Source organism: Xanthomonas sp. NCPPB 2632 (assembly GCF_041228075.2).
In the GTDB taxonomy this organism is placed as follows: Bacteria; Pseudomonadota; Gammaproteobacteria; order Xanthomonadales; family Rhodanobacteraceae; genus Luteibacter.
The window spans coordinates 3,316,109-3,337,534 of record NZ_CM192979.1 but is presented as its reverse complement, the minus strand read 5'-3'; the positions used below and the strand labels follow the sequence as shown (position 1 = coordinate 3,337,534).

The window sequence follows — 21,426 nt, the reverse complement described above, 5'->3', positions numbered from 1 at the left end:
GCTCAGTCGGGCAGGTGTTCGCGGCATAGCGCGAGCACCCGCTGCCGCAGCCAGCGGTGGCCCGGATCGTTGTCCAGGCGCGGATGCCACATCTGCGACACGGTGATACCCGGTGTCACCACCGGCAACTCGAAGACGGCGATACCGTCCGGCGGCGTCGCCAGGAACGACGCGGGTACCAGCCCGACCAGGTCAGAGGCCCGGACCACCGACAGCACCGCGTGGAAGGCCGGCACCACCGCCACCACCTCGCGCTCCAGCCCGGCGACAGACAGCGCGGTATCGACCGGCCCCGTCGCCTGACCGCGACGAGAGGCCACGACATGGCCGTGCGCGACATAGCGCCCGGCTGTCACTTGGTTGCCATCGTCGAGTGGATGACCGCGCCGGACCACGCCGACGAAACGGTCGCGGAACAGGGCCTGTGTGCGTACCTCGGGCCCCATCCCACCCACGACGCCCACCTCCAGGTCGGCCAGGCCTTCGCGCAGGTGCATCGGTGTCTTCTCGGCCTTGGATGCGAAGCGCAGGCGCACGCCGGGAGCGAGTCGCCGGGCGTCGGCGATCAGCAGCGCGGCGAACACCTCGACGAATCCGTCGTTCGCACGCAGGGTGAAATCGCGCCGCAGGCCGGCCACGTCGTGTTCCGTCACGGCGGGTCGCAGGGCGCGTCGTGCCTCTTCCACCAGCCCACGGGTCAGCTCGCGCAGCGCCACCGCATGTGGAGTCGGCACCATGCGGCGTCCGGCACGCACGAGCAGTTCGTCCCCGGTGGCGGCACGCAGGCGCGCTAGCGTGCGGCTCATCGCCGATGCACTCAGGCCGAGGCGCCGCGCTGCACCCGCCACGCTGGCTTCCGCGAGCAGGGCATCCAGCGCGATCAGCAGGTTCAGGTCGGGCTCGTCCATGGCGCATCGTAGCGTGCCGCGCGCCCGATAAGGCGTCCGGTGCATCCATACGTTTCCGTTCGCGCGCCTTCCGCCGCCTATCGATGGCCACTACGTTGCATGCACCGCCCGCGAAGGGCAGCCCTGTATCGGAGCGTCGCATGACACCTTCATCCCCACGCAAGACCATCCTCCTGGTCGGCGCATCGCGCGGACTCGGTTTCGCCCTGGCCGAGGACTATCTGCGTCGCGGCTGGCGGGTTATCGCCACCGGACGTGCCCATTCGCTGGAACGGCTCCACGCGCTGGCCGACATGTCGGCGGGGGCGCTCGAGGTGATGACCCTGGACATCACCGACCCCGCCGGCATCGCCGACCTCGACGCACGCCTGGCGCCGCGCCGGCTGGACACGCTGTTCGTCAACGCCGGCACCAAGAACGCCGACTGGGAAGGCATCGCCGACGTGTCCACGGAGGAGTTCGTCCGCGTGATGGTCACCAACGCGCTGAGCCCGCTGCGGGTGATCGAGGCGCTGCACGCGTGCGTGTGGCCCACCGGCACCATCGGGGTGATGTCCTCGGGGCAGGGCAGCCTGACCAACAACACCAACGGTCAGTACGAGGTCTACCGGGGCAGCAAGGCGGCATTGAACATGTTCATGCGCAGCTTCGCGGCACGGCACAAGGACGAGGCGCGCACCTTGCTGCTGATGGCGCCGGGCTGGGTGCGCACCGACATGGGCGGGCCGGAGGCGCGGCTCACCATTGCGGAGAGCATCCCTCGCCTGGTCGATACGATGCTCGCGCACGAGGGCATGCCGGGGCTGCATTACCTGGACTACCTCGGTCGGACGGTGCCCTGGTAAGGACGTCCAGACGCCCGTCCGGTCACGTGGCCGGGTAATCCACGTCGCGGTTCGCCGATGGGATAGCCGCGTTTGCGGCAACTACGCGCAGCGGTGCGCTGCGTCACACTTGTGACGTGGTGGACACCGCATGATTCAGCCGTCCACTTCCCCCTGTGTGGACCGGGCGGCGCTCCCGCTGGATGCGCCGGCGCCGCCCATTTCTTTGTTGGGCTTTGTGGGTGGGCTCGCCTTCGGCCTCGCGTTTCGCTCTAAGCCTTAGCGTCTTGGAGCAAGAGCCGGCGGGTGCCACCCTCGTGGCCACGCCTGCGGCGGCCCGTCAATGAAGGGCCGCGTCCGCGGCCGTTTATTGATTGCCCTTCGGGCCGGGTCGGGCTTCGAACGGGGGTTTTCGACTCGACATCCTGTCTCGCGAAAACGGCCGGCCGTCCTGGCCGGCCCCCTTAGGGCCTTGTCCGTTCGAAGCCCTCGCCTGCGGCTACCGGCCACGAGGGTGGCACCCGCCGGCTCTTCCATACACTGAGGTTGCGTGTGGGAGAGCACACAGCCAGGTTTCGCTTCGTTGCTGGGAACGCTCGCTTGCCTGTTGCTCATGGCCTCGGTCGCCTTAGATACGTTGAGGGTTCGCGCACGTGCGTGCGCTCCTACCCCCCCAGCCGGCGGATCACGCGTTGGGTATTCCAACGGCCTGCCCTACCCCTAAGGTAGGAGCCCACGATGTGGGCGAAAAGCCAACGAAGCGCTGACGCCATACCCCGCACGTCTGCGATCGCTCGCGTCACAACCCACCTCAGTCCTGGAAAGAGCCGGCGGGTAGCCCCCTCGTGGCCGGTAGCCGCAGGCGAGGGGTTCGCACAGATCAGGCCCGAAGGGGGCCGGCCCGGACGGCCGGCCGTTTTCGCGAGACAGGGATGTCGAGTCGAAAACCCCTGTGCGAAGCCCGACCCGGGCCCGTAGGGCAATAGATATACGGCCGCGGAGCGGCCTTTCCTTGGCGGGTCGCCGTAGGCGTGGCCACGAGGGGGCTACCCGCCGGCTCTTGCTCCACGGCGCATGTTGCTTTTCATTCAACGCGGCAGCGTGGATCGCCCACATCGTGGGCTCCTACCGTTCGTCGCGACGAGGCGACGTCGTTACGTGGTGGATGGCGGGCGACGTCGTTACGTGGTGGATGGGCGGCGAGGGGTTAGCGGTGGGGGTGGTCGTGGCGGAGGGTTTGGACGGCCAGGGCGGCGTTGACTTCGAGGACGCCGTTGGTGAGCTTGCTGCTGCGCAGGAGCAGGTCGTGGGCGGCGTGGGCGTCGAGGTTGGGTTCGATCGACAGCAGCAGCGCGAGGATGCCGCTGACGTGGGCGGCGGCCAGTGACGAGCCGGAGCTGAAGTCGTAGCTGCCGCCGGGTTGCGTGGTGAGGATGTCGTTGCCGGGGGCGCTGAGCACGCCGGGGGGTGCGGCGGTGGTGCTGCCGGCGCGGACCACGATCACGCCATCGGCGCTGTCGGGAAAGCCGCGTTCGCTGCCGTTGGGCGGCAAGGCGGCGACGACGATCCGGCCCTGGCCGAGCAGGTGCTCCAGCAACTTGCCCAGCAGGGGATCGGCCGGGCCGCCCAGGCTGAGGTTGACGATGCGCGCGTCCGTGTCGTTGACCGCGGCCAGCGCCTTGGCCAGGGTGAACGAGTTGCAGCGTGCACCGTCGTGGCCTCCGGGGGGGTACCAGCACGCCTTGTAGAGGCTGAGCGTGGCCTTTGGCGCGATGCCGACCATGCCCTGGTGGTTGTCGCCGACCGCCGCGATGACGCCGGCGATCTCGGTGCCGTGCGCGTCGCGGTCGAAGGCACCGGCATCGGTGCCGACATCGTCCTGCGTATCGTGGATGCGGGCCTGCAGGTCGGGGTGGGTCAGGTCCGCACCGGTGTCGACCACGGCCACGCGCACGCCGTCGCCCTGGCTCACCGTGTGCGCCAGCGCGGCGTCCGTGGCGACGAAACCGCGCTGCAGGTCCACGTAGGGATCGTTGTATCGGTGCGCATCGGGCGGCGTCGGCTCGGTGTAGACCGCGTAATCCTGCAACGGCTGCGCCAGCTGCACGCGATCGTCCTTCGCCAGTGCGGCGATGACCGCGTCACGATCCACGCCGACGGCGGGTTTCACCACGATGCAGTACAGGCTCAGCGCCGTGATCGGCCAGCCGGCCACTTCCTGCAGGTCGTAGTGCTTCTTCAGTTCGGCCAGCACGCCGGCGGCGCGCTGCCCCGCGCCGTAGTGGCCGCTGGAGGCGTAACCCAGCACGTTGGAACCGGCGTGCGTGGACATCGGCGCCAGCGGATTGGCTACCGCCAGCACGATGTCGCGTCGGCTGTCCATGGACGAGGCGCCGGCGGCGGGCGTCGACGCTGGTGCCGGTGCCGGTGCCGGTGCCGGTGTCGCCGTCGCCGTCGCCGTGCCGCTGGCCGCGCGATCGGAACGCGTGGAATGGGTGGGAGCGCATGCGGCCAGGGCGACCAGGCAGGCGGCGAGCACGATGTCGCGTGGTGTCATGGCGTGCGCATGACCGGTTCCGCAAAGCGGATGCCGCGCGACGCGCGCAGTTCGCGCAGCAGCTGGTCGGGCGGGGAGGCCGGGTCGGTCGACACCAGCGTATAGGCGCCGGCTTCGTTCGGGCCGCCCACCACCTGCAGGTGATGCGCCTGCAACAGCGCATTCCAGTCGGCCAGGGCCATCGTGGCATCGGGCACGACATGGATCGCGCCGGCGGCGACGGGTGCGGCCACCTGGCTCAGCGTGCGGTAGGCGGGGCGTTCGCCATGCAGGCGCAGGGCCAGGGCGCCCAGGCCCAGGGCCTGGACCAGTACGGCGGCGACCAGGGCGCGGGTCAGCCAGGACGAGGTGCGCACGCGCACCGTTTCCTCGGCCGGGGAATCCAGCCGCGTCAGCAGGCGTTTCAGGCCCGCGTTGGCATCCAGATGGACATCCGAAGGCAGCGCCATGGCATGGCGCAGGCGCTCCTGCTGGGTGAATTCTTCACGGCAGTTGTCGCATTCGGCCAGGTGGGCATGCACCCACGTGTCCTGTTCGCGTGTCGCGGTACCCATCACCACCGAAGGCATGGCTTCCCACACGCGGCTGCACTCCCTGCCGTTTTCCGTCGAGACGGTCATGTTGCGCTCTCCCTGGCACGATGGGTCTCCCCGGCCAGGCCGGGAAGTACGTTGCGCAGCTTGACCCGCGCATGAAAGAGGCGGGCCTTCACCGTGCCCACGGGGCACTGCATGATGACCGCCACGTCGTCCAGGCTGTGGCCGACGCCGTAGACCAGCTCCACCACCACGCGCTGGTCGACCGAAAGCCGATCCATGCCCTTGCCCAGCCAGTCGCGCAGCTCGCGGTCGTCGTCGGGGTCATGGGAGGGGATCATGCTCTCGGGGATGGTGTCCTCGTCCACCGGCTCGCTGCCGTGCTGGCGCAACGCCTTCAGGCCGCACCGATAGGCGATACCCATGATCCAGGTCGACACGCGGGAGTCGCCGTGGAAGCCGCCGGCCTTCTGCCAGGCGATCCAGAAGCAGTCGTTGATCACTTCCTCGATGATGTCCGGCCGCCGGGTAAGGCGCGACAGGAACCGGCACAGGCGGTCGTGGTAGCTGCGGTAGAGCACGGTCAGCGCGACGCGATCGCCCGCCGCCATGCGCTGAAGCAGCAGGCGGTCGGTGGCCTCGGTGTCGTTCTCGGGGTCTCTCATGGGCTCGCGGCGATCGTGTGATGGAGCAGGTAAGTCCCCGATCGGGGCGAAAAGGTTGCCTGGCGGTCAGAACGCGCGCGACAGGGTGGCTGTCCAAGGGGCGATGCGCGACGGGCCGCCCTGGCCGTGCTGGCCGTTGACGATGTGCGCCAGCTGGAACCGCCAGGGGCCAGTGTCCCATATCGCGCCGGCCTGGCCGTAGAGATAGTGCCCGGGTTCCGAGTCGTAGACGTGACGCGGCCGGATCAGGGTCTGGGCGATGCCGGCGCCCAGGGACAGCGTCAGATGGTCGGCCAGCGGCCAGAGGAAGCCGAGGTCGGCCGCGCCGCGCGGGCCGCGGTTGGCGCCGTGCACCAGCTGGGCGCCCGACAGCCCGATGGTCAGCGTGTCGCGGTAGATGCCCACCACCGCCAGTTCCACCCGGTCGTAGACGTGCCACGATCCGTTGGGCGGGTAACGGTAATAGACCAGCGGCACCTGCACCTGCCAGTCGTCGGAGAGGGTCCAGGAGCGCGCCACCTGCGCCAGCGACTCCGCCAGCCGGCCGGGTGCGCGCAGCCGGGTGCTGGCGGCCAGCCCGAGCGACCACCCGGTGGGGGTGGTCCAGGTCACGGACCCCTGCAGGATGGGCGTGGCAGGCGTGAGTGCCACGGCGCGATCGACCAGCTGCGAACTGAGCGCCACGGTGCCGCTGGTGACGACCGACTGCGCTTGCGCAGGTCCGGCAAGCCCGATGGCCAGGGTGAGTCCGACGCCGCCGATCCAGCCTTGCCAGACACGCGAACGCCTTGCCGGCGCGAGGAGCGGCGGCAAGGCGTGGTGACGTTGGAGCGGGCATGGCCCCGGGCGGATCGCCGCCGGTGCCCGGACAGGGCGCGTATCGATAGGGCGTTGACCTTAGTGGAGGCTGCCGAGGTACGACAGCAGGTCGTCGAGGTCCTTGGCATTGGTCAGGCCATCGTATTTCATTTTCGTGCCCGGATTGGCCTGTTTGGCCGGCTGCGACAGATACGTGTGCAGCTGTTCAGGCGTCCAGGTCCAGCCGCTGTTGCGCACGGCGTCGGAGTAGTCGTAGTCGGCGATGCTACCCGCCTTGCGCCCGACCACGCCGAACAGGCTGGGACCTTTCTTGTTGCGGCCCTCCTTGGCGGCGTGGCATTCGGCACATTCGGCCTTGAATACGTCCGCACCGGCCGTGACGTCGCCCGCGATGACCAGCGGCGAGGCCAGCAGCCAGCCGACGAGGAGGCCGAGGACGGCGAGCGGTCGGCCGAAGCGGCTCAGGAAAGAATCGGTCACGTGCGTGCTCCCTTGGTCAGAATGCGAGGCTGGCGGAAACGGAAAACGCATTGAGGTCGCCGGCGTTGGTTTTTCGCGAACCCGGCGGCGCGGCGAAGATATCGTTGGCGCGCCCGTTGAAGCGGGTGAAGCGGAACCAGTTGGCCGACAGCCTGATGTTGGCGATGGTGGTGTAGGAGTCGTCCTTGCCGAACGGCACCCAGAACACCGTGAACAGGTTGGTGGTGGCGTTGGGGTCGCCATAGGGTGTGTAGCGCACTGCATCGTGCGGGCCGCTGCTCAGCATGTGGGTCACCATCACGCCGTAGGTCTGGCGGAAGGTATAGGCCACGCTCGCGGTCTGGTCGTGGATCGCCGCGCGGCTCTGCGCCAGTTGGCCCTGCGGACCGAGCAGCCGGGCGCCGTAATGACGTTGTTCCAGGATGTTGACGTAGCTGACCTGGACGATGTGCTCGCGGTTGCCCAGGTACTGGTAGGTGAGGTCGTAGCCGAGGTCGGTGAGGTCGTCGTGCGGGCCGGAGCGCGGCAGCTGGCGTTGCGTGGTGAGGGCGACCACGCCGGCCGAGAAGAACTGGTGCTTCATGTCTTTCATATAGGCGAAGCGCGCGTAGCCGGTGTTGCTCAGCTTGCCCGGGTCGCCGGCGACGTTGTAGCCCAGGTGGTCCTGCTGCGAGGTGGGCAGCGAGCGATAGGTGCCCACTTCGCTGTACCAGTTGCTGTCGTAGAGGGCGTAGACGGTGGCGCCGATCACGCGATCGGTCAGCGTGTTCGGGCTGGACGGGTTCAGCAGCGAGCCGGTGACGCCGGCCGGGCCGATCAGCGCGGCGTTGGGCAGCGCCGCGATGGGGTCCTGGAAACCCGGGCTGTTGTTGACGCTCACGCCGAGCAGCAATTCCTTGCCGCGCAGCTTCAGTTCCTTGGCGACGAAGCGCAGGTCGATGTTGCTCAGCTTGGTGTTGTAGGTGTTGTGACCGGTGTGGTCCGCTTCCACCTTGACGTAGCCGCCGACGTTGTCGGTCAGGCGTCCGGCGAGGTACAGGTCGCCTTCGGTCAGCGTCGTGGTGCTGTCGCCACGCGCGGGGGCGCTATGCGTTTCGGTCAACTGCAAGGCCACCGGAATCTTCGTGCCCTTTCCGTCGGTATCGGTGTAGCCGCCGAGCTTGAAGCGCATGCCGTAGGCCGTCAGCTGCGGGCCGTACGAACCGGCATGGCAGTCGGCGCAGGCCGAGCCGGTTTGCCGGGCGTATACCGGAATGGCGTGCGCGCTCGGCCCGAAGACGACCAGCAGCAGCATCAGCAGGCCCAGCCAGAGCGGCCGGTGGGTCGGGTGGCGCATGGCCTGGCGGTGCCTGGGAGGCAGCATGGAAACTCCTGGGGTGGCGTCGTCGTTCATGGGCGGGCGCGGCGCGTCATGCGGCGAAGCACGCCGTCGCGCAGCACGAAGTGGTGCCACAGCGCGGCACCGATATGCAGGCAGATCACCCCCAGCAGCACCCAGGCAGCATTCATGTGCCAGGTCTGCAGGGTGTCGGCCAGGTCTTCGTCCTCGCCGATCAACGGCGGCAGGGTGAGACCGAAGAAGTGCACGGGGTTGCCCTGGGCGCTGCTGAGTGCCCAGCCCAGCAGCGGCATGCCAAGCAGCATCGCGTAGAGCACGACGTGCGTGGCGGCGGCCGCCATGCGCAGCGGCCACGCCGTGCCGGCATCGTGCGGGCGCCTGGGCAGGCCGAGGCGAACCAGGAGGCGTGCGACGAACAGCAGCAGCACGATCAGGCCGGCGTGCCGGTGTCCTTCCATCAGCCAGCCACGCCAGGCGCGGCTGGAAAGCTCGTCGCGGGTGAGGATGAAAGCCGCGGCCGAGATCAGCGCGGCGACGGTCAGCCAGTGCAGCACCTGCACGCGGCGCGGATAAGGCAAGTCGGGCGAGAGGTGGGAAGGTGGCTTCATACGCCTTGAGTGCCGCGAGCGCGGCGAAAGGTTGCGCCGCAGGCACACGACGACCGTCGCAACCTTTTCGACGCGGGCTGGCACTCAGCCTCGTGGGACGTACTCACTCACTGGCCTGGTCCTGAGCATGGAAATCGAACGCATACCGTTGCAGTCGCACGGCGATCACCGTGGCATGCTCGTTGCCCTGGAGCAGGAGCGGAATGTCCCGTTCGAGATCCGCCGCGTCTATTACCTGTTCGCCACCAAGGGCGGGGTGCACCGCGGGCGGCATGCGCATCGCCACCTCAACCAGCTGGCGGTCGCGGTATGCGGCTCGGTCAGTTTCCTGCTCGACGACGGCACTGGCCCGGCACGGGTGACCCTGGACGATCCGGCGCACGGGTTGCTCCTGGGTAGCATGGTCTGGCGCGAGCTCTACGACTTCAGCGACGACTGCGTGCTGATGGTGCTGGCCGACCAGTACTACGACGTGGACGACTACATCGTCGATTACGATACGTTCCTGCGCGAGATCAACGGCGTGGCCTATGCCGAAGGCGGTGCCGCATGAGTCGCCCCCTGGTGCTGGTGGGTGCCGGTGAGTTCGCACTGATCGCCTGCGAATACTTCGAGCACGACAGCGACCGCGATGTGGTGGCCTTCAGCGTGGAGAGCGACTACATCACGCAACCGGTGCTGGCCGGCCGACCGGTGGTGCCTTTCGAGACGCTGGGCCAGACGTATCCGCCCGACGACTTCGACGTGTTCGTGGCCATTCCGGCCAGCCAGCTCAACCGCCTGCGCATGCGCCTGTACATGGAGGCCAAGGCCCGGGGCTACCGGTTCGCCACCTATGTCAGTTCGCGTGCCTTCGTCTGGCGCACTGCCGAGATCGGCGAGAACAGCTTCATCTTCGAGGGCAATGTCATCCAGCCCTTCGTCGGCATCGGCGACAACTGCATCCTGTGGAGCGGCAACCACATCGGTCACCGCACGGTGGTGCGCGATCATGTCTTCATCGCCTCGCACGCGGTGATCTCTGGCTACTGCGACATCGGCCAGGGCAGCTTCATCGGCGTCAACAGCACGTTCAACGATCATGTGACCGTGGGCGCCGATAACCTCATCGGCGCCGGCGCGCTGGTCACCCGCGACACCGAGCCCGGCCGGATCTACGTCGGCTCGCCGGCCCGTGCCGTCCCCGGCAAGTCCAGTCTCGACGCGAAGCTCTGAGGCGACCGATGTTCGTGTGGACGCGGAAGGGACTGGTGTTCGACACGGCGCGGCAGGGCGTGGGCGGCTGGATGCGCCACTCCGCGCTCACCCCCACGCCGTATCGCCTGGACGACGAGCGCATCCGCGTCTACGCGGGGTTTCGCGACGAGGAAGGCGTCAGCCGGATCGGCTACGTGGATGTACGGGCGGACGATCCCTCGGTGATCCTGGGCGTCAGCGCCGCGCCGGTGCTGGATATCGGCCGGGACGGTTGCTTCGACGACAACGGCGTGATCCTGGGCGACGTGGTGGACGGGCCCGGTGGCCTTTACATGTTCTACGTCGGCTTTCAGCGCGTAGCGAAGGCGAAGTTCCTGGCCTTCACCGGGCTGGCGCGTTCGATCGACGGCGGCCAGCGTTTCTTCCGCACGCAGGAAACCCCGATCCTGGATCGGGCCCACGGGCGCAGCACCATCGGCGCCGTGCATACCGCGCTGTACGAAGAGGGACGCTGGCGCCTGTGGTACGCGGTGGGCGACGACTGGGAGTCCATCGACGGTTGCGACTTTCCGCGTTACCACATCCGCTATGCCGAGACGGACGACCTCACGCGGCTGCCGCGCGAGGACCATGTCTGCCTGTTGCCCCAGGGCACCGAATACCGCATCGGTCGGCCCCGCGTCTATCGGCTCTACGACCGCTACGTGATGTATTTCACGCGTGGCAACGTCACCGGCGAGTACTTCCCCGGCGTGGCCTATAGCGACGACGGCCTGGCCTGGACACGACGCGACGAGACGCTGGGCCTGGCGCTGGCCGATACCGGCTGGGATTCGCGCGTGGTCTGCTATCCCGCCCTGATCCGCCAGCGCGACACGCTGTGGATGTTCTACAACGGCAACGACATGGGCGTGGACGGTTTCGGCGTGGCGCATGCCCACGATGCATGGCACGAGGAGGCGGACCGTGCTTGCGGTTAGGCCTTACGTCGCCGAGGATGCCGCGCACTGGGATGCTCTGGTCGCGCGCTCGCGCAACGGCAACCTGCTGCACCGGCGCGGCTACATGGATTACCACGCGGACCGCTTTATCGACGCGTCGCTGGTGGTGGAAAAGGCGGGCGAGATGGTCGGGGTGTTTCCGGCCAGTGCGCACGACGACGGCATCGTCAGCCATGGCGGGCTGACCTATGCGGGCCTGATTTCCACGGCGGCGCTGCGCGCCGAAGCCATGCTCGATGCGTTCACCGCGATCGGCACGCACTACCGTGGGCGCGGTGTATCGCGAATTCTCTACAAGGCGGTGCCACGCGTCTTCCAGTCAGGGCATGCGGACGAAGACCTCTACGCGCTGCACCGGCTCGGTGCGCGGCTGGTACGGCGCGACCTGTCGTCGGCGATCGCGCTGCGCGAACCGTTCGCGTTCTCGCAAGGTCGCCGGCATGACATCGGCAAGGCGCGCAAGGCCGGCATCGACGTGGCTGCAGGTGACGACCTGGCCGGTTTCCACGCCCTGCTGACGGACGCGCTGCACAGGCACGATGCCTCGCCGACACACCGCGTGGACGAGTTGCAGCGGCTGTGCTCGCGGTTTCCCGAGGCCATCGCGCTGCACGAGGCACGCCGTGACGGCGAGCTGCTGGCCGGCGTACTGGTCTACGACTTCGGCCGCGTGGTGCACACCCAATACATGGCGGCTTCGGAGCAGGGCCGGGCGCTGGGCGCCCTCAGCCTGACGCTGGAGCACCTGATCCGCGACACCTATGCGGACCGCCAGCACTTCAGTTTCGGCATATCAACGGAGCAGGGCGGCCAGGTACTCAATACCGGGCTGGTCGCGCAGAAGGAATCCTTCGGGGCGCGCGCCGTCGTGCACGATTTCTACGAGTGGACACCGTGAGCGACGTTCCTTTCCTGCCGCTTGGGCAGATCAATGCCCGGTTCGCCGACGAACTGAAGGCCGCCGCGGCGCGCGTCATCGATTCGGGCTGGTACATCCTCGGTGACGAGCTGGCCGCCTTCGAGCGCGAGTTCGCCGACTACTGCGGCGTGGCCTGCGCGGTCGGCGTCGGCAACGGCCTGGATGCGCTGTCGCTGATCCTGCGTGCGTACAAGCAGCTGGGCATCCTGCACGACGGCGACGAGGTGATCGTGCCGGCCAATACCTTCATCGCCAGCTTCCTCGCCATCAGCCAGAACGGCCTCGTGCCCGTGCCGGTGGAGCCGGATCCGCTCACCTTCAACCTCGATCCGCAGCGCGTGGCGGCGGCCATCGGGCGGCGCACCCGCGCGATCATGGCGGTGCACCTCTACGGCCAGCTGGCCGACATGGACGCCCTGGGCGAGCTGGCGCGCCGGCACGGGTTGTTGCTGATCGAGGACGCCGCCCAGGCGCACGGCGCGGTGGACGCGCAGGGTCGTCGCGCCGGTGCTTTCGGCGACGCGGCGGCCTTCAGTTTCTTCCCGACCAAGAACCTCGGCGCACTCGGTGATGCGGGTGCGGTGGTGACCGGCGACGCCCAGCTGGCGGCGTGCGTGGCGGCCCAGCGCAACTACGGTTCGGTCGAGAAATACGTGCATCCCCAGCAGGGCGTGAACTCGCGACTCGACGAGATGCAGGCGGCGCTGCTCCGCGTGAAGCTGCGTTACCTCGACAGCGATACCGCCGTGCGCCGCCGCGTGGCGGCACGCTATCGCGCGGGGCTGCGCCATCCGCAGATCCTGGTGCCGTCCACGCCCGAGGAAGGCCGCCATGTCTGGCATCTTTTCGTCGTGCGCTGCCGCCTGCGCGCCTCGTTGCAGCGCCACCTGCGCGCACGGGGCATCCAGACCCAGGTGCATTACCCTACGGCGCCGCATCGGCAGCCGGCGTACGCCTCGCTTCGCGTGTTGTCGCTACAGGTGACCGAACGCCTGCAGGACGAGGTGCTGAGCCTGCCGATGGGCCCCACCCTGGGCGATACGGACATCGACCGCGTGATCGCCGCCTGTGCGTCGTTCGACGGATCCGCATGAGCCTCGTCCGCACGGGTTTCTATTCGGCGCTGGGCACGGGCGCACGGCTGATCGCGGCGCTGGTCGTCATCAAGGTGGTGGCGGCGTACGCCGGTCCCGAGGGCGTCGGCAAGCTGGGCCAGTTCATGGGCCTGATGTCCGTGCTGGCCGTGCTGGCCGGGGGCGGCATCGGTTCGGCCATCGTCAAGTACGTGGCCGAGTTCCGCGACGATCCCGAGCGGGTGGCGCGTTTCCTCGCCGCGGCGCTGTGGTATTCACTGTGCGCGACCCTGTTCATGGGCGTGGTCGCGCTGATCTTCGCCCGTGGGTTGGCGTCCTGGCTGCTGGACGATGCGGGGTACGCCGGCCTGATCCGCATCCTTGCGCTGGCGCAGGTAGGCATCGCGCTGCTCAATTACATCCTGGCGGTAGTCAACGGTTTCATGGACGTGCGCCGCCTGGCCCTGATCCAGGTCACCGGCTCGGTGCTGGGAATCGCGCTGGCGCTCTGGCTCGCGCGCGAGTGGCACCTGTACGGTGCGCTGCTCGCGCTGGTGCTGGGCCAGGTGCTCTGGCTCGTGGTGGCGGTGCCCACATGGTGGACCAGTCCGTATTTCCACCGCGGCATGCTGCGCTGGCGCTTCGATGGCGAGATGGTGGTGCGGCTGGCGCGGTTCTCCGTGATGACGCTCAGCTCGGCGCTGCTGCCGCCGCTGGTCACCCTGGTGGTGCGCAACCGCCTGGCCGGCGAGTTCGGCTGGGAGCAGGTGGGCTACTGGCAGGCGGTGACCCGCGTGTCGGACGCCTACCTGCTGTTCCTCACCGCGGCGATCAATATCTACTACCTGCCCAAGCTGGCGTCGACGCGCGAGCGCGGCGCGCTGATGCGCGAGCTGCGCCAGGGTTTCCGCATCGTCGTGCCGGTGGTGGCGATGCTCGCCCTGGCGATCTACGTGCTGCGCGGGTGGATCACGCAACTGCTGTTCACCGACGCCTTCGCCCCGGCCAATCCGCTGTATGGCCCGCAGCTGGTGGGCGACGTGGTCAAGATCGCCTCGTTCATCCTGTCGTACGTGATGCTGGCCAAGGCGATGACGCGGCTGTTCGTCGTCTCCGAATGCGTGTTCGCCGCCAGCTACCTGGCGCTGGTCTTCATCCTCACCGCGCGGTTCGGCGTCGTCGGCGCCATGTACGCGTTCGCGATCAACTACGGCGCCTACCTCGTGTTCAATATCGTGGTGGTGCGCCGCTACCTGGGAGGTCTGTGACCATGGCGGCGCAACCGGTAAGGAACGTGGCGGCGATGCCACTGGTCTCCGTGCTGATCCCGGCGTTCAACCACGAACGCTTCGTCGAGCGCTTCCTCGACAGCGTCCTGGAGGACCCGTACCCGGCCAAGGAAATCGTCGTTATCGACGACGGCTCGACCGACGGCACCGCCGATCGCATCGCCGCCTGGGTGGCCCTGCACGAAGGCGAGCTGCCGATCGAATTCGTGCGGCGGGCGAACAAGGGCATCACCGCCACGCTCAACGAGCTGGTGGCGCGGGCGCGGGGCGAGATGCTGCGCCTGGGCTCCAGCGACGACTACCTGCTGCCGGGTGGCCTGGACGCCCAGGTGCGCTACCTGCTGGCGCATCCGCGCAAGGGCGCGGTGATCGGCGATTCCATCGTGGTGGACGGGGAGGGGCGCAAGCTGCACGACAGCGGCATGTGCGACCTGCACCAGGCGGACAAGCGCCTGTACCGCACCGACGACGGTATTCGCCGTGCGGTGATCACCCGCTGGGCCGTGGGCGGCCCGGTGACGCTGATCCGCAAGAACGCCCTGGAAACGGTGTCGCGCTGGACCGAAGGCCTGCGGATCGACGACTGGGACCTGTTCCTGCGCCTTGCCGCGCACGACGCGCTGGGCTTCATCGACGTGGGCGTATGCGCCTACCGCCTGCACGAGACCAACCTGAGCAAGACCACTCACGTGGCCACGCGGATCATCAACCTGTCCGAGGCACGGCAGGTGGCGATCCGCCGCGCCGAACTGTTCGACGAACCGTATCGCAGCCTGCTTCGCGCGGAATCGCAGTACCTCGGCGCGAAAGTCGCCTTCCTGCACAAGCGCTACACGCGAGTGGCGTTGCACCTCGCGGTGTATGCCGGCCTGGTCGTCGCGTCCCGCCTGCGTTTCGCCGCGCCGCATCGTCCGGAGCAGGCCACGTGATGCGTCTGCTGCGCTGGCCCTCGGCCTACCTGGGCCTGCCGATCCTGCTGGCCTGCGGCCTGACGCTGCTGACCTACGACCTGCCGGACGGTTACCTGGCCGGCATCCTGCTGCTGATGACGACGGCGGCGGCGATCCTCTTCGTGGATGCCTTCTCGACGACGCGGCTGCCGGCGATGGCGTCGTTCCGACGGCATCGCTACGCGGGCACGCGCGACGCGTTCGTGGCGCTGGCTTTCGCCGCGGTGGTCGTGATCGCGTGCCTGGTCGACCTCACCGCGTTTTCCATCCCGCTGATCGACAACCCGGCCTCGTACGCCACGATGGAGAACGGCCGCGAGCACGTGCGGCACATCTCGGACATGTGCTGGACCCTGCCGTCGATCGGCCTGCTCTGCGTACGGCGCCGCTGGCTGCGCAACGCGCTGATCCTCGTCGGGGTGGTCTTTCCCATCCTGGTGATCGACCGCAACCGGCTGTTCGCCGGCCTGATCGCGATGTGCCTGGTGATCGTCTTCCGGCGTGACGAGGCCCGACCGCTGCCCTGGAAGATCATCGGCCTGCTGGCACTGGCCGGCGGCGTGGCGTTTTCCGTGCTGGGCACCTTGCGCTCGGGCTCGATCGAGCATGTCACGCTGCCGTTCGGCTCGCTGTACCTGGCCATGCCGCAGGCGATCAAGTGGCTGCTGTTGTACACCAGCGCCGGGCCCTACAACTTCGGCGGCATCCTGGCCCGGCACTACGTCAACGCCGATTTCCTGGTCAACCAGCTGGTGCCGTTCAACGGCTCGGTGGCCACCGCCGGCACGGACATTCCGCTGGATGCGTCCAACATCAACATCGGCACGGAGTTCTTTCCCTTCGCCATGGCGATGGGGCCGCTCGGCGCCGTGGCGGCCATGGTCGGGCTCTACGCGATGCTGCGCTGGAGCGCCTGGCTGCTGCGCGGGGCCTCGCTGTTTCCGCTGCTCATCTTCCTGCGCGTGGCGTACGTGGCCGTGATGAGCCCGTTCGCGCCGCAGGCCTACACCTTTACCCATGTCGGTTTCATCGTCCTGTGCCTGGCGATGCAGCTGTTCGCCGCCTGGCTGCCCGATCGCCGTGCGCGCGCTTTTCCCACACCCCTCGAAGTGAGTTCCCATGGAACCGGATGACATCTACCTGATCGACCTGTGGCGCCTGCTGTGCCGTCGCTGGCGCTGGGTGCTCGGCACGCTGGTGCTCGTGCTGGGCCTGACCTTCGCGTACACCCGCGTGGCACGCAGCCAGTGGGAGGCGTCGGGCTGGATCCAGATCGGCCAGATCGCACCCACGCCCTCCGGCCAGGATCCCAAGATCGAGACCCTGCTGCGGACCATCGAACGCCTGCAGACCCGTGCGTTCCAGGATGCGGTGACCACCGGTGCGGGCCTGGCCGTGACCTCGCCCGAGGCGTCGCTGTATCGCGCCAGCCTCAAGTTCGATCCCGAGCCCTACGCCAACCTGATCCGCATGAAGGTGCGTGGCTATTCCGCGCGCCAGGCCGGCGACCTGGCCTATGCCACGGCAAACGCGCTGGCGGCGATCCACCGGCAGATCGGCGAGCTGCCACTGCGGCTGGCGCACCAGCACCTGGACGACATCCGCAAGGACCTGCGCACCGCGCTGGAGGATCGCGACCACCTGACCCGCGAGTCGGCGGCCGGGGGCGCCAGCGGTGGTGTGGCGGCCGTCGCGCTGTCCAGGAAGAACGACGACATCCGTGCGTTGCAGCAGGCCGAGAGCGACATGGTGGCGCGGCTGATTCCCAACTACACCTTCGACACCTCCATGCCATGGCCGGTCTACGTGCCGGCGGACAAGGTCTCGCCGCATCCGCTGATGATCTGGGCGATCGGCCTGGTGATCGGCCTGCTGCTGGGCTGCGGGGTGGCCGTGGCCCGCGATGCCGCCGGTCGGGTACGCCGCGTTGAACCGAATGCGGCCGATGCGGCACTCACGGGTCCGGGCAGGAGAGACAGATGAGCGGTCGGCACACACTGGATGACACACAGCTTCTGGAAACGCAGCAGGCCTTCGACAGCGTGGCGGCGGATTACGATGGCCCGCGCGGCAACAACGAGCTGATCCAGCGCATGCGCGTCACGCTGTGGAACACGGTGCACGCGCAGGTGGCCGCGGGTGCGCGCCTGCTCGACCTGGGCTGCGGCACGGGCCTGGACGCCATCGAGTTCGCACGACGCGGGTTCCGCGTGGTGGCCACGGACTGGTCGCCGCAGATGATCGCCCGTACGCGCGAACGCGCCGAAGCCGCGGCGCTCACCTCGAGGGTGACGGCCACGCACCTGGGCATCCAGCAACTGGACCGGCTGGAGGGCACCTTCGATGCCATCTATTCCAACTTCGGCCCGCTGAACTGCGCGCCCGACCTGCCCGCGGTGGCCGCCGAATGCGCGCGGCTGCTGGCGCCGGGCGGCACGCTGGTGTTCTCGGTGATGGGCCGGATCTGCCCCTGGGAAGTGGCGCACTACGCCCGCCGGGGCCGGTTCCGCCGGGCCGCGGTACGTGCGGCGCGTGGCGCCACCGCGGTGGGCATGAACAACCACACGATCTGGACGTACTACTACCTGCCGCGGGAGTTCTACCGCGCGTTCGCGCCGTCGTTCACCCTGGGCAGCTATCGCGCACTCAGCCTGTTCATGCCGCCGCCGTATCTCGTGGACCGCTACCGGCGTCGTCCCGCGCGCTACGAACGGCTGGGCCGCTGGGACGATCGCCTCGGCGAGGTGCCGCTGCTGCGCGACATGGGCGATCACTTCCTGATCGTCATGCACCGGCGATAAGGCCATGACGGTGATGCGACGGCGCTCGGACGTGGACCTGTGCGGATCGGTGGCGGTGTCGCCGGAGGGCGTATCGCGCCTGCCGCTGGGCATGCGCGCCGGGCGCGTCGTCGTCGCCGCGGGCGCCACCTCGTACCGGGTGGACCTGCGCGATCACCTCGTCTTCCCGGGTCTGATCAACGCGCACGATCACCTGCACATCAACGGTGTGCCGCCACTGCGCCACGCCGCGCCGTTTCCGAACAGCTACGCGTGGATCGAGGCGTTCCAGGCGCACTTCGCCGATCCCGCGGTGGCCGCCGCGCTCGCCGTACCCAAGGCGGTACGCCTGCGTCACGGGGCGCTCAAGAACCTGCTGGCCGGCACCACCTTCGTCGCCCATCACGATCCGGCGGATGCCGTGTTCGACGCGCCGGATTTTCCCGTCGGCGTGCTGCGCGGGTTCGGCTGGAGCTATGCGCTGGCCGGCCCCGGCTACGGACCGCCGGTGAGCGAGAGCTTCGCGGCCTGCGCCACGGATCGCCCCTGGATGATCCACCTGGCCGAAGGCACGGACGACGTGGCCGGTGCGGAACTGGCACGACTGGACGCCCTGGGTTGCCTGGCGCCGCACACGGTGCTGATCCACGGCGTCGGCCTCGGCACGGACGACGTGGATCGCGTGATCGCCGCAGGCGCGGCCGTGGTCTGGTGCCCGTCGAGCAACCAGGCGTTGCTCGGGCGCACGCTCGACCCGCGCCGTCTGCACGAGGCCGGCCGCCTGGCGCTGGGCACCGATTCACGCGTCAGCGGCAGCCGCGACCTGCTGGAGGAACTTCGGGTGGCCGCGTCACGCGATGGCCTGGTCCCATCCTCGCTGCTGGCCCTGGTGACCACCGATGCCGCCCGTATCCTGCGCACGCCTGGGCGTGGCGAACTGGTCGATGGCGCGCACGCCGACATGGTGATCGTGGAGGATCGTGGCGGTCCGGCCGCACGCAGCCTGCTGAACGCCTCGCGGGCGGAACTGCGCGCCGTGGTGCGTGGCGGCCTGCCGCGCATCGCCGATCCCGATTTCGCCGGCTGGTTCGCCGCCGCCGGCGTGGAAACGGTGGCGGTCACCCTGGACGGCCGGCCGAAACTGCTCGACCGCACGCTGGCCGATCCCGCCGTACTGGCCCTGGAGCCGGGGCTGACGCTGGCCGAAGCGCGCTCACGGCGAAGTGCATGCTGAGCGTGCCCGTGCTCGATCCCGCGGAAGCCTATGCCCTCTGGGCCGACAGCTATCCGCCGCACGCGCACAACCCGGTGATGCTGGCCGAGGAACGCGCGCTGCTCGCGCTGCTGCCCGCGCGGCTGGATGGCATGCGGGTGCTCGACGCAGGCTGCGGCAGCGGTCGTTACGTGCTGCATGCGCTGGCGCGCGGGGCTGCCCATGTACGCGGCATCGACCTGTCGCCGCCGATGCTGGAGCGCGCACGCGGTGCGCTGGCCGGGCATGTGGATGCCGGGCGGGTCGCGTTGCACGAAGGCAGCCTCACCGCGCTGCCGGCGCCCGCGGAGACGGCCGACCTGACCGTGTGCGGGCTGGTCGTCGGCCATCTGCCCGACCTGCACCCGGCGCTGGCCGAACTGCATCGCGTGACACGACCGGGGGGGCGCGTGGTGTGCAGCGACTTCCACCCGATCGGCGCGGCGCTCGGCTGGCAGCGCGACTTCCGCGCGGGCGGCGAGCGTTATGCCGTTCGCCACGCGCGTCACCTGTACAGCCACTGGCACGCGGCGTGCGCCACGCTGGGCCTGGCGATCGAGCGGGTCGTCGAGCCGATGCTCGATCCCGCCGATATCCCCCCCGGCGCACGATTCGATCCGGCGGCGCTGCACGTGCCCGTCGCCCTGGTGTTCCAGTTGAGGCGCCTTCCATGAACGCTTTCGAGACCACGCCTGCCGGCGCGCGGACCTTGCTGGTCAACCCGACCATCACCTCGCCCTCGAGCGCGCGGTTTCCGTTGTCGCTGCTGCACCTGGCCGCCGCGCTGGACCGACACGGCGACAGCCGGATCGTCGATGGCAACGTGGACCGCGACGTGGTCGGCGCCACGCTGGATGCCCTGGCGCACGAACGCTTCGACGCCGTGGGCATCAGCGTCATGGGCGGTCCGCAGATCGAGCCGTCCATCGCGGTGTCGAAGGCGATCCGCGAGCGTTTCCCGCAGTTGCCGATCGTGTGGGGTGGTTACTTCCCCACGCTGTATACCGATACCGCGCTGGCGGCTCCCTACGTCGATTACGCGATCCGCGGGCAGGGCGAGGAAAGCCTGCCCGAACTGATGGCCGCACTGACCACGCCGGGGCGTGACATGGCGACCATCGGCGGCCTGTCGTGGAAGCGGGACGGCGTGGTGGTGCACAACCCCAACCGGCGTTTTTCGCTCGGCGACAGCGGCATCGTGCTGCCCTACGACAAGCTGGGCGATCCGCGTCGCTACCTCGCGCGCACGTTCCTGGGCCGGCGCACCGTCGCGCACCAGGCGGCGATCGGCTGTCGCTTCCGCTGCACGTTCTGCGGCGTGGCCGCGATGTTCGGCGGTACCACGGCACTGCCGACCGCGGCGCGGCTGGAACGCGACCTGGGTTACCTCAAGCACGAACTGGGTGCCGACTCCGTCCAGTTCTTCGATCACAACTTCTTCGATCGCGAGGAAGACATGATCCCGCTGCTGGAAGTGATGGCGAAGCTGGAGATGCCGTGGTGGTGCTATGCCCGCTCGGATGCCTTGCTGAAACTGTCCGAGAGCACGTGGAAACTGGTGCGCAAGAGCCGCCTGCAGATGGCGTATATCGGTGCGGAGTCGCCCAACGGCCAGATGCTGAAGGAGATCCGCAAGGGCACGCGCCCGGACCAGACGCTGGAAGTGGCGGAGCTGTGCCGCCGGCACGGCGTGATCCCGGAACTGTCGTTCATGGTCGCGCCCCCGGAGAACACCGAGGAAGAGACCCGGCAGACCTTCGAGTTCATCCGTGAGCTGAAGAAGATCAACCCCGCGTCCGAGATCATCGTCTACATCTACACGCCGCTGCCGGAGTCGAGCAAGCACGAGAAGGATCGCGGCAAGCGACCGGGCATGGCGCTGCGCGACCTCAACGGCGATCCCGTGGTCTTCCCGACCTCACCGGAAGAGTGGATGCAGAAGCGCTGGGTGGATTACGCCTGCCATGCCGATGCACCCTGGCTCACCGACGACCTGCGCCGGCATATCCAGGATTTCGTCACGGTGCTGCGTTGCCGCTTTCCCACCGTGCAGGATCTGCGTTCGCCGCCGTGGGCCAAGCGCGGGCTGAGCGCGCTGGCCGCACGCCGCTACCGGCAGGGTCGTTACGACCGGCCGTGGGAACTCAACCTTGCCAACCGCCTGGTGCGCCTGCGCCTGCCACAGGTTTCCGGCCTGTAGGCGTGCACGTCGCGCAGATCAACGTGCAG

The 21,426-nt window shown here is 68.7% G+C and carries 22 protein-coding genes; 14 read left to right on the top strand and 8 right to left on the bottom strand.

Translation table 11 applies throughout. The features are described from left to right. Window positions 1-2: 2 nt before the first annotated feature. Complete coding sequence (locus tag AB8808_RS14200) at window positions 3-908, bottom strand: LysR family transcriptional regulator (RefSeq protein ID WP_369930317.1); 906 nt, start codon at window positions 906-908, stop codon at window positions 3-5. Between the two features lie 140 nt (window positions 909-1,048). On the opposite strand from AB8808_RS14200, the gene AB8808_RS14195 reads away from it, so the two are divergent. Further along, the gene (locus AB8808_RS14195) at window positions 1,049-1,753 is read left to right on the top strand and encodes an SDR family NAD(P)-dependent oxidoreductase (RefSeq protein WP_369930316.1); all 705 of its coding nucleotides are present in this window, start codon (window positions 1,049-1,051) and stop codon (window positions 1,751-1,753) included. Window positions 1,754-2,939: 1,186 nt separating this feature from the next. Here AB8808_RS14195 and AB8808_RS14190 read toward each other — a convergent pair. The 7 genes from AB8808_RS14190 to AB8808_RS14160 form a co-directional block, all read right to left on the bottom strand. Continuing rightward, on the bottom strand, window positions 2,940-4,289 hold the full coding sequence (locus AB8808_RS14190) for a S8 family serine peptidase (protein WP_369930315.1): 1,350 nt from the start codon (window positions 4,287-4,289) through the stop codon (window positions 2,940-2,942). Continuing rightward, entirely contained in the window at window positions 4,286-4,909 is a 624-nt protein-coding gene (locus AB8808_RS14185) for a zf-HC2 domain-containing protein (RefSeq protein ID WP_369930314.1), read from the bottom strand. Before AB8808_RS14185 ends, AB8808_RS14190 begins: the two co-directional genes overlap by 4 nt. Next, a complete protein-coding gene (locus AB8808_RS14180; protein WP_369930313.1) occupies window positions 4,906-5,490 on the bottom strand; it encodes an RNA polymerase sigma factor in 585 nt (194 codons plus the stop codon). Before AB8808_RS14180 ends, AB8808_RS14185 begins: the two co-directional genes overlap by 4 nt. A gap of 66 nt (window positions 5,491-5,556) precedes the next feature. Further along, the gene (locus AB8808_RS14175) at window positions 5,557-6,303 is read right to left on the bottom strand and encodes a TorF family putative porin (protein WP_369930312.1); all 747 of its coding nucleotides are present in this window, start codon (window positions 6,301-6,303) and stop codon (window positions 5,557-5,559) included. 84 nt (window positions 6,304-6,387) lie between these two features. Continuing rightward, window positions 6,388-6,789 carry a c-type cytochrome gene (locus tag AB8808_RS14170; RefSeq protein ID WP_369930311.1) on the bottom strand — a complete coding sequence of 134 codons (402 nt, stop codon included), beginning with the start codon at window positions 6,787-6,789 and terminating at the stop codon, window positions 6,388-6,390. Between the two features lie 16 nt (window positions 6,790-6,805). Beyond that, entirely contained in the window at window positions 6,806-8,152 is a 1,347-nt protein-coding gene (locus AB8808_RS14165) for a cytochrome C (protein WP_369930310.1), read from the bottom strand. A 26-nt stretch (window positions 8,153-8,178) separates the two neighbouring features. Next, a complete protein-coding gene (locus AB8808_RS14160; RefSeq protein WP_369930309.1) occupies window positions 8,179-8,736 on the bottom strand; it encodes a cytochrome b in 558 nt (185 codons plus the stop codon). Between the two features lie 127 nt (window positions 8,737-8,863). Between AB8808_RS14160 and AB8808_RS14155 the strand changes: the two genes are divergently transcribed. From AB8808_RS14155 to AB8808_RS14095, 13 genes are read left to right on the top strand one after another with little or no spacing between them, the layout of a single operon-like run. Then, a complete protein-coding gene (locus tag AB8808_RS14155) occupies window positions 8,864-9,289 on the top strand; it encodes a sugar 3,4-ketoisomerase (RefSeq protein WP_369930308.1) in 426 nt (141 codons plus the stop codon). Continuing rightward, entirely contained in the window at window positions 9,286-9,951 is a 666-nt protein-coding gene (locus tag AB8808_RS14150; RefSeq protein ID WP_369930307.1) for an acetyltransferase, read from the top strand. The genes AB8808_RS14155 and AB8808_RS14150 overlap by 4 nt, the downstream gene beginning before the upstream one ends. Before the next feature lie 8 nt (window positions 9,952-9,959). Then, entirely contained in the window at window positions 9,960-10,913 is a 954-nt protein-coding gene (locus tag AB8808_RS14145; protein ID WP_369930306.1) for a glycoside hydrolase family protein, read from the top strand. Continuing rightward, window positions 10,900-11,832 carry a GNAT family N-acetyltransferase gene (locus tag AB8808_RS14140; protein ID WP_369930305.1) on the top strand — a complete coding sequence of 311 codons (933 nt, stop codon included), beginning with the start codon at window positions 10,900-10,902 and terminating at the stop codon, window positions 11,830-11,832. The genes AB8808_RS14145 and AB8808_RS14140 overlap by 14 nt, the downstream gene beginning before the upstream one ends. After that, window positions 11,820-12,947 (top strand): DegT/DnrJ/EryC1/StrS family aminotransferase, encoded by a 1,128-nt coding sequence (locus AB8808_RS14135; protein WP_369930304.1) that lies wholly within the window; start codon window positions 11,820-11,822, stop codon window positions 12,945-12,947. Before AB8808_RS14140 ends, AB8808_RS14135 begins: the two co-directional genes overlap by 13 nt. Further along, window positions 12,944-14,194, top strand: a complete 1,251-nt coding sequence (locus AB8808_RS14130; protein ID WP_369930303.1) for an O-antigen translocase — start codon at window positions 12,944-12,946, stop codon at window positions 14,192-14,194. The genes AB8808_RS14135 and AB8808_RS14130 overlap by 4 nt, the downstream gene beginning before the upstream one ends. A 2-nt stretch (window positions 14,195-14,196) precedes the next feature. Next, on the top strand, window positions 14,197-15,144 hold the full coding sequence (locus AB8808_RS14125; protein ID WP_369930302.1) for a glycosyltransferase: 948 nt from the start codon (window positions 14,197-14,199) through the stop codon (window positions 15,142-15,144). Continuing rightward, the gene (locus AB8808_RS14120; RefSeq protein WP_369930301.1) at window positions 15,141-16,298 is read left to right on the top strand and encodes a hypothetical protein; all 1,158 of its coding nucleotides are present in this window, start codon (window positions 15,141-15,143) and stop codon (window positions 16,296-16,298) included. Before AB8808_RS14125 ends, AB8808_RS14120 begins: the two co-directional genes overlap by 4 nt. Further along, window positions 16,285-17,148 (top strand): Wzz/FepE/Etk N-terminal domain-containing protein, encoded by an 864-nt coding sequence (locus tag AB8808_RS14115; RefSeq protein ID WP_369930300.1) that lies wholly within the window; start codon window positions 16,285-16,287, stop codon window positions 17,146-17,148. The genes AB8808_RS14120 and AB8808_RS14115 overlap by 14 nt, the downstream gene beginning before the upstream one ends. Next, a complete protein-coding gene (locus AB8808_RS14110; RefSeq protein WP_036140686.1) occupies window positions 17,145-17,966 on the top strand; it encodes a class I SAM-dependent methyltransferase in 822 nt (273 codons plus the stop codon). Before AB8808_RS14115 ends, AB8808_RS14110 begins: the two co-directional genes overlap by 4 nt. Window positions 17,967-17,970: 4 nt before the next feature. Then, window positions 17,971-19,179 (top strand): amidohydrolase family protein, encoded by a 1,209-nt coding sequence (locus AB8808_RS14105; RefSeq protein ID WP_369930298.1) that lies wholly within the window; start codon window positions 17,971-17,973, stop codon window positions 19,177-19,179. Then, complete coding sequence (locus AB8808_RS14100) at window positions 19,173-19,871, top strand: class I SAM-dependent methyltransferase (protein ID WP_369930297.1); 699 nt, start codon at window positions 19,173-19,175, stop codon at window positions 19,869-19,871. Before AB8808_RS14105 ends, AB8808_RS14100 begins: the two co-directional genes overlap by 7 nt. Then, window positions 19,868-21,397 (top strand): B12-binding domain-containing radical SAM protein, encoded by a 1,530-nt coding sequence (locus AB8808_RS14095; RefSeq protein ID WP_369930295.1) that lies wholly within the window; start codon window positions 19,868-19,870, stop codon window positions 21,395-21,397. The genes AB8808_RS14100 and AB8808_RS14095 overlap by 4 nt, the downstream gene beginning before the upstream one ends. The last annotated feature ends 29 nt before the right edge of the window (window positions 21,398-21,426 follow it).

Bases quoted from the DNA above. Each gene is read 5' to 3' on its own strand.
- AB8808_RS14200 (WP_369930317.1), bottom strand. From the start codon at position 908: ATGGACGAGCCCGACCTGAACCTGCTGATCGCGCTGGATGCCCTGCTC.
- AB8808_RS14195 (WP_369930316.1), top strand. From the start codon at position 1,049: ATGACACCTTCATCCCCACGCAAGACCATCCTCCTGGTCGGCGCATCG.
- AB8808_RS14190 (WP_369930315.1), bottom strand. From the start codon at position 4,289: ATGACACCACGCGACATCGTGCTCGCCGCCTGCCTGGTCGCCCTGGCC.
- AB8808_RS14185 (WP_369930314.1), bottom strand. From the start codon at position 4,909: ATGACCGTCTCGACGGAAAACGGCAGGGAGTGCAGCCGCGTGTGGGAA.
- AB8808_RS14180 (WP_369930313.1), bottom strand. From the start codon at position 5,490: ATGAGAGACCCCGAGAACGACACCGAGGCCACCGACCGCCTGCTGCTT.
- AB8808_RS14165 (WP_369930310.1), bottom strand. From the start codon at position 8,152: ATGCTGCCTCCCAGGCACCGCCAGGCCATGCGCCACCCGACCCACCGG.
- AB8808_RS14160 (WP_369930309.1), bottom strand. From the start codon at position 8,736: ATGAAGCCACCTTCCCACCTCTCGCCCGACTTGCCTTATCCGCGCCGC.
- AB8808_RS14155 (WP_369930308.1), top strand. From the start codon at position 8,864: ATGGAAATCGAACGCATACCGTTGCAGTCGCACGGCGATCACCGTGGC.
- AB8808_RS14150 (WP_369930307.1), top strand. From the start codon at position 9,286: ATGAGTCGCCCCCTGGTGCTGGTGGGTGCCGGTGAGTTCGCACTGATC.
- AB8808_RS14145 (WP_369930306.1), top strand. From the start codon at position 9,960: ATGTTCGTGTGGACGCGGAAGGGACTGGTGTTCGACACGGCGCGGCAG.
- AB8808_RS14130 (WP_369930303.1), top strand. From the start codon at position 12,944: ATGAGCCTCGTCCGCACGGGTTTCTATTCGGCGCTGGGCACGGGCGCA.
- AB8808_RS14125 (WP_369930302.1), top strand. From the start codon at position 14,197: ATGGCGGCGCAACCGGTAAGGAACGTGGCGGCGATGCCACTGGTCTCC.
- AB8808_RS14115 (WP_369930300.1), top strand. From the start codon at position 16,285: ATGGAACCGGATGACATCTACCTGATCGACCTGTGGCGCCTGCTGTGC.
- AB8808_RS14110 (WP_036140686.1), top strand. From the start codon at position 17,145: ATGAGCGGTCGGCACACACTGGATGACACACAGCTTCTGGAAACGCAG.
- AB8808_RS14105 (WP_369930298.1), top strand. From the start codon at position 17,971: ATGACGGTGATGCGACGGCGCTCGGACGTGGACCTGTGCGGATCGGTG.
- AB8808_RS14100 (WP_369930297.1), top strand. From the start codon at position 19,173: ATGCTGAGCGTGCCCGTGCTCGATCCCGCGGAAGCCTATGCCCTCTGG.
- AB8808_RS14095 (WP_369930295.1), top strand. From the start codon at position 19,868: ATGAACGCTTTCGAGACCACGCCTGCCGGCGCGCGGACCTTGCTGGTC.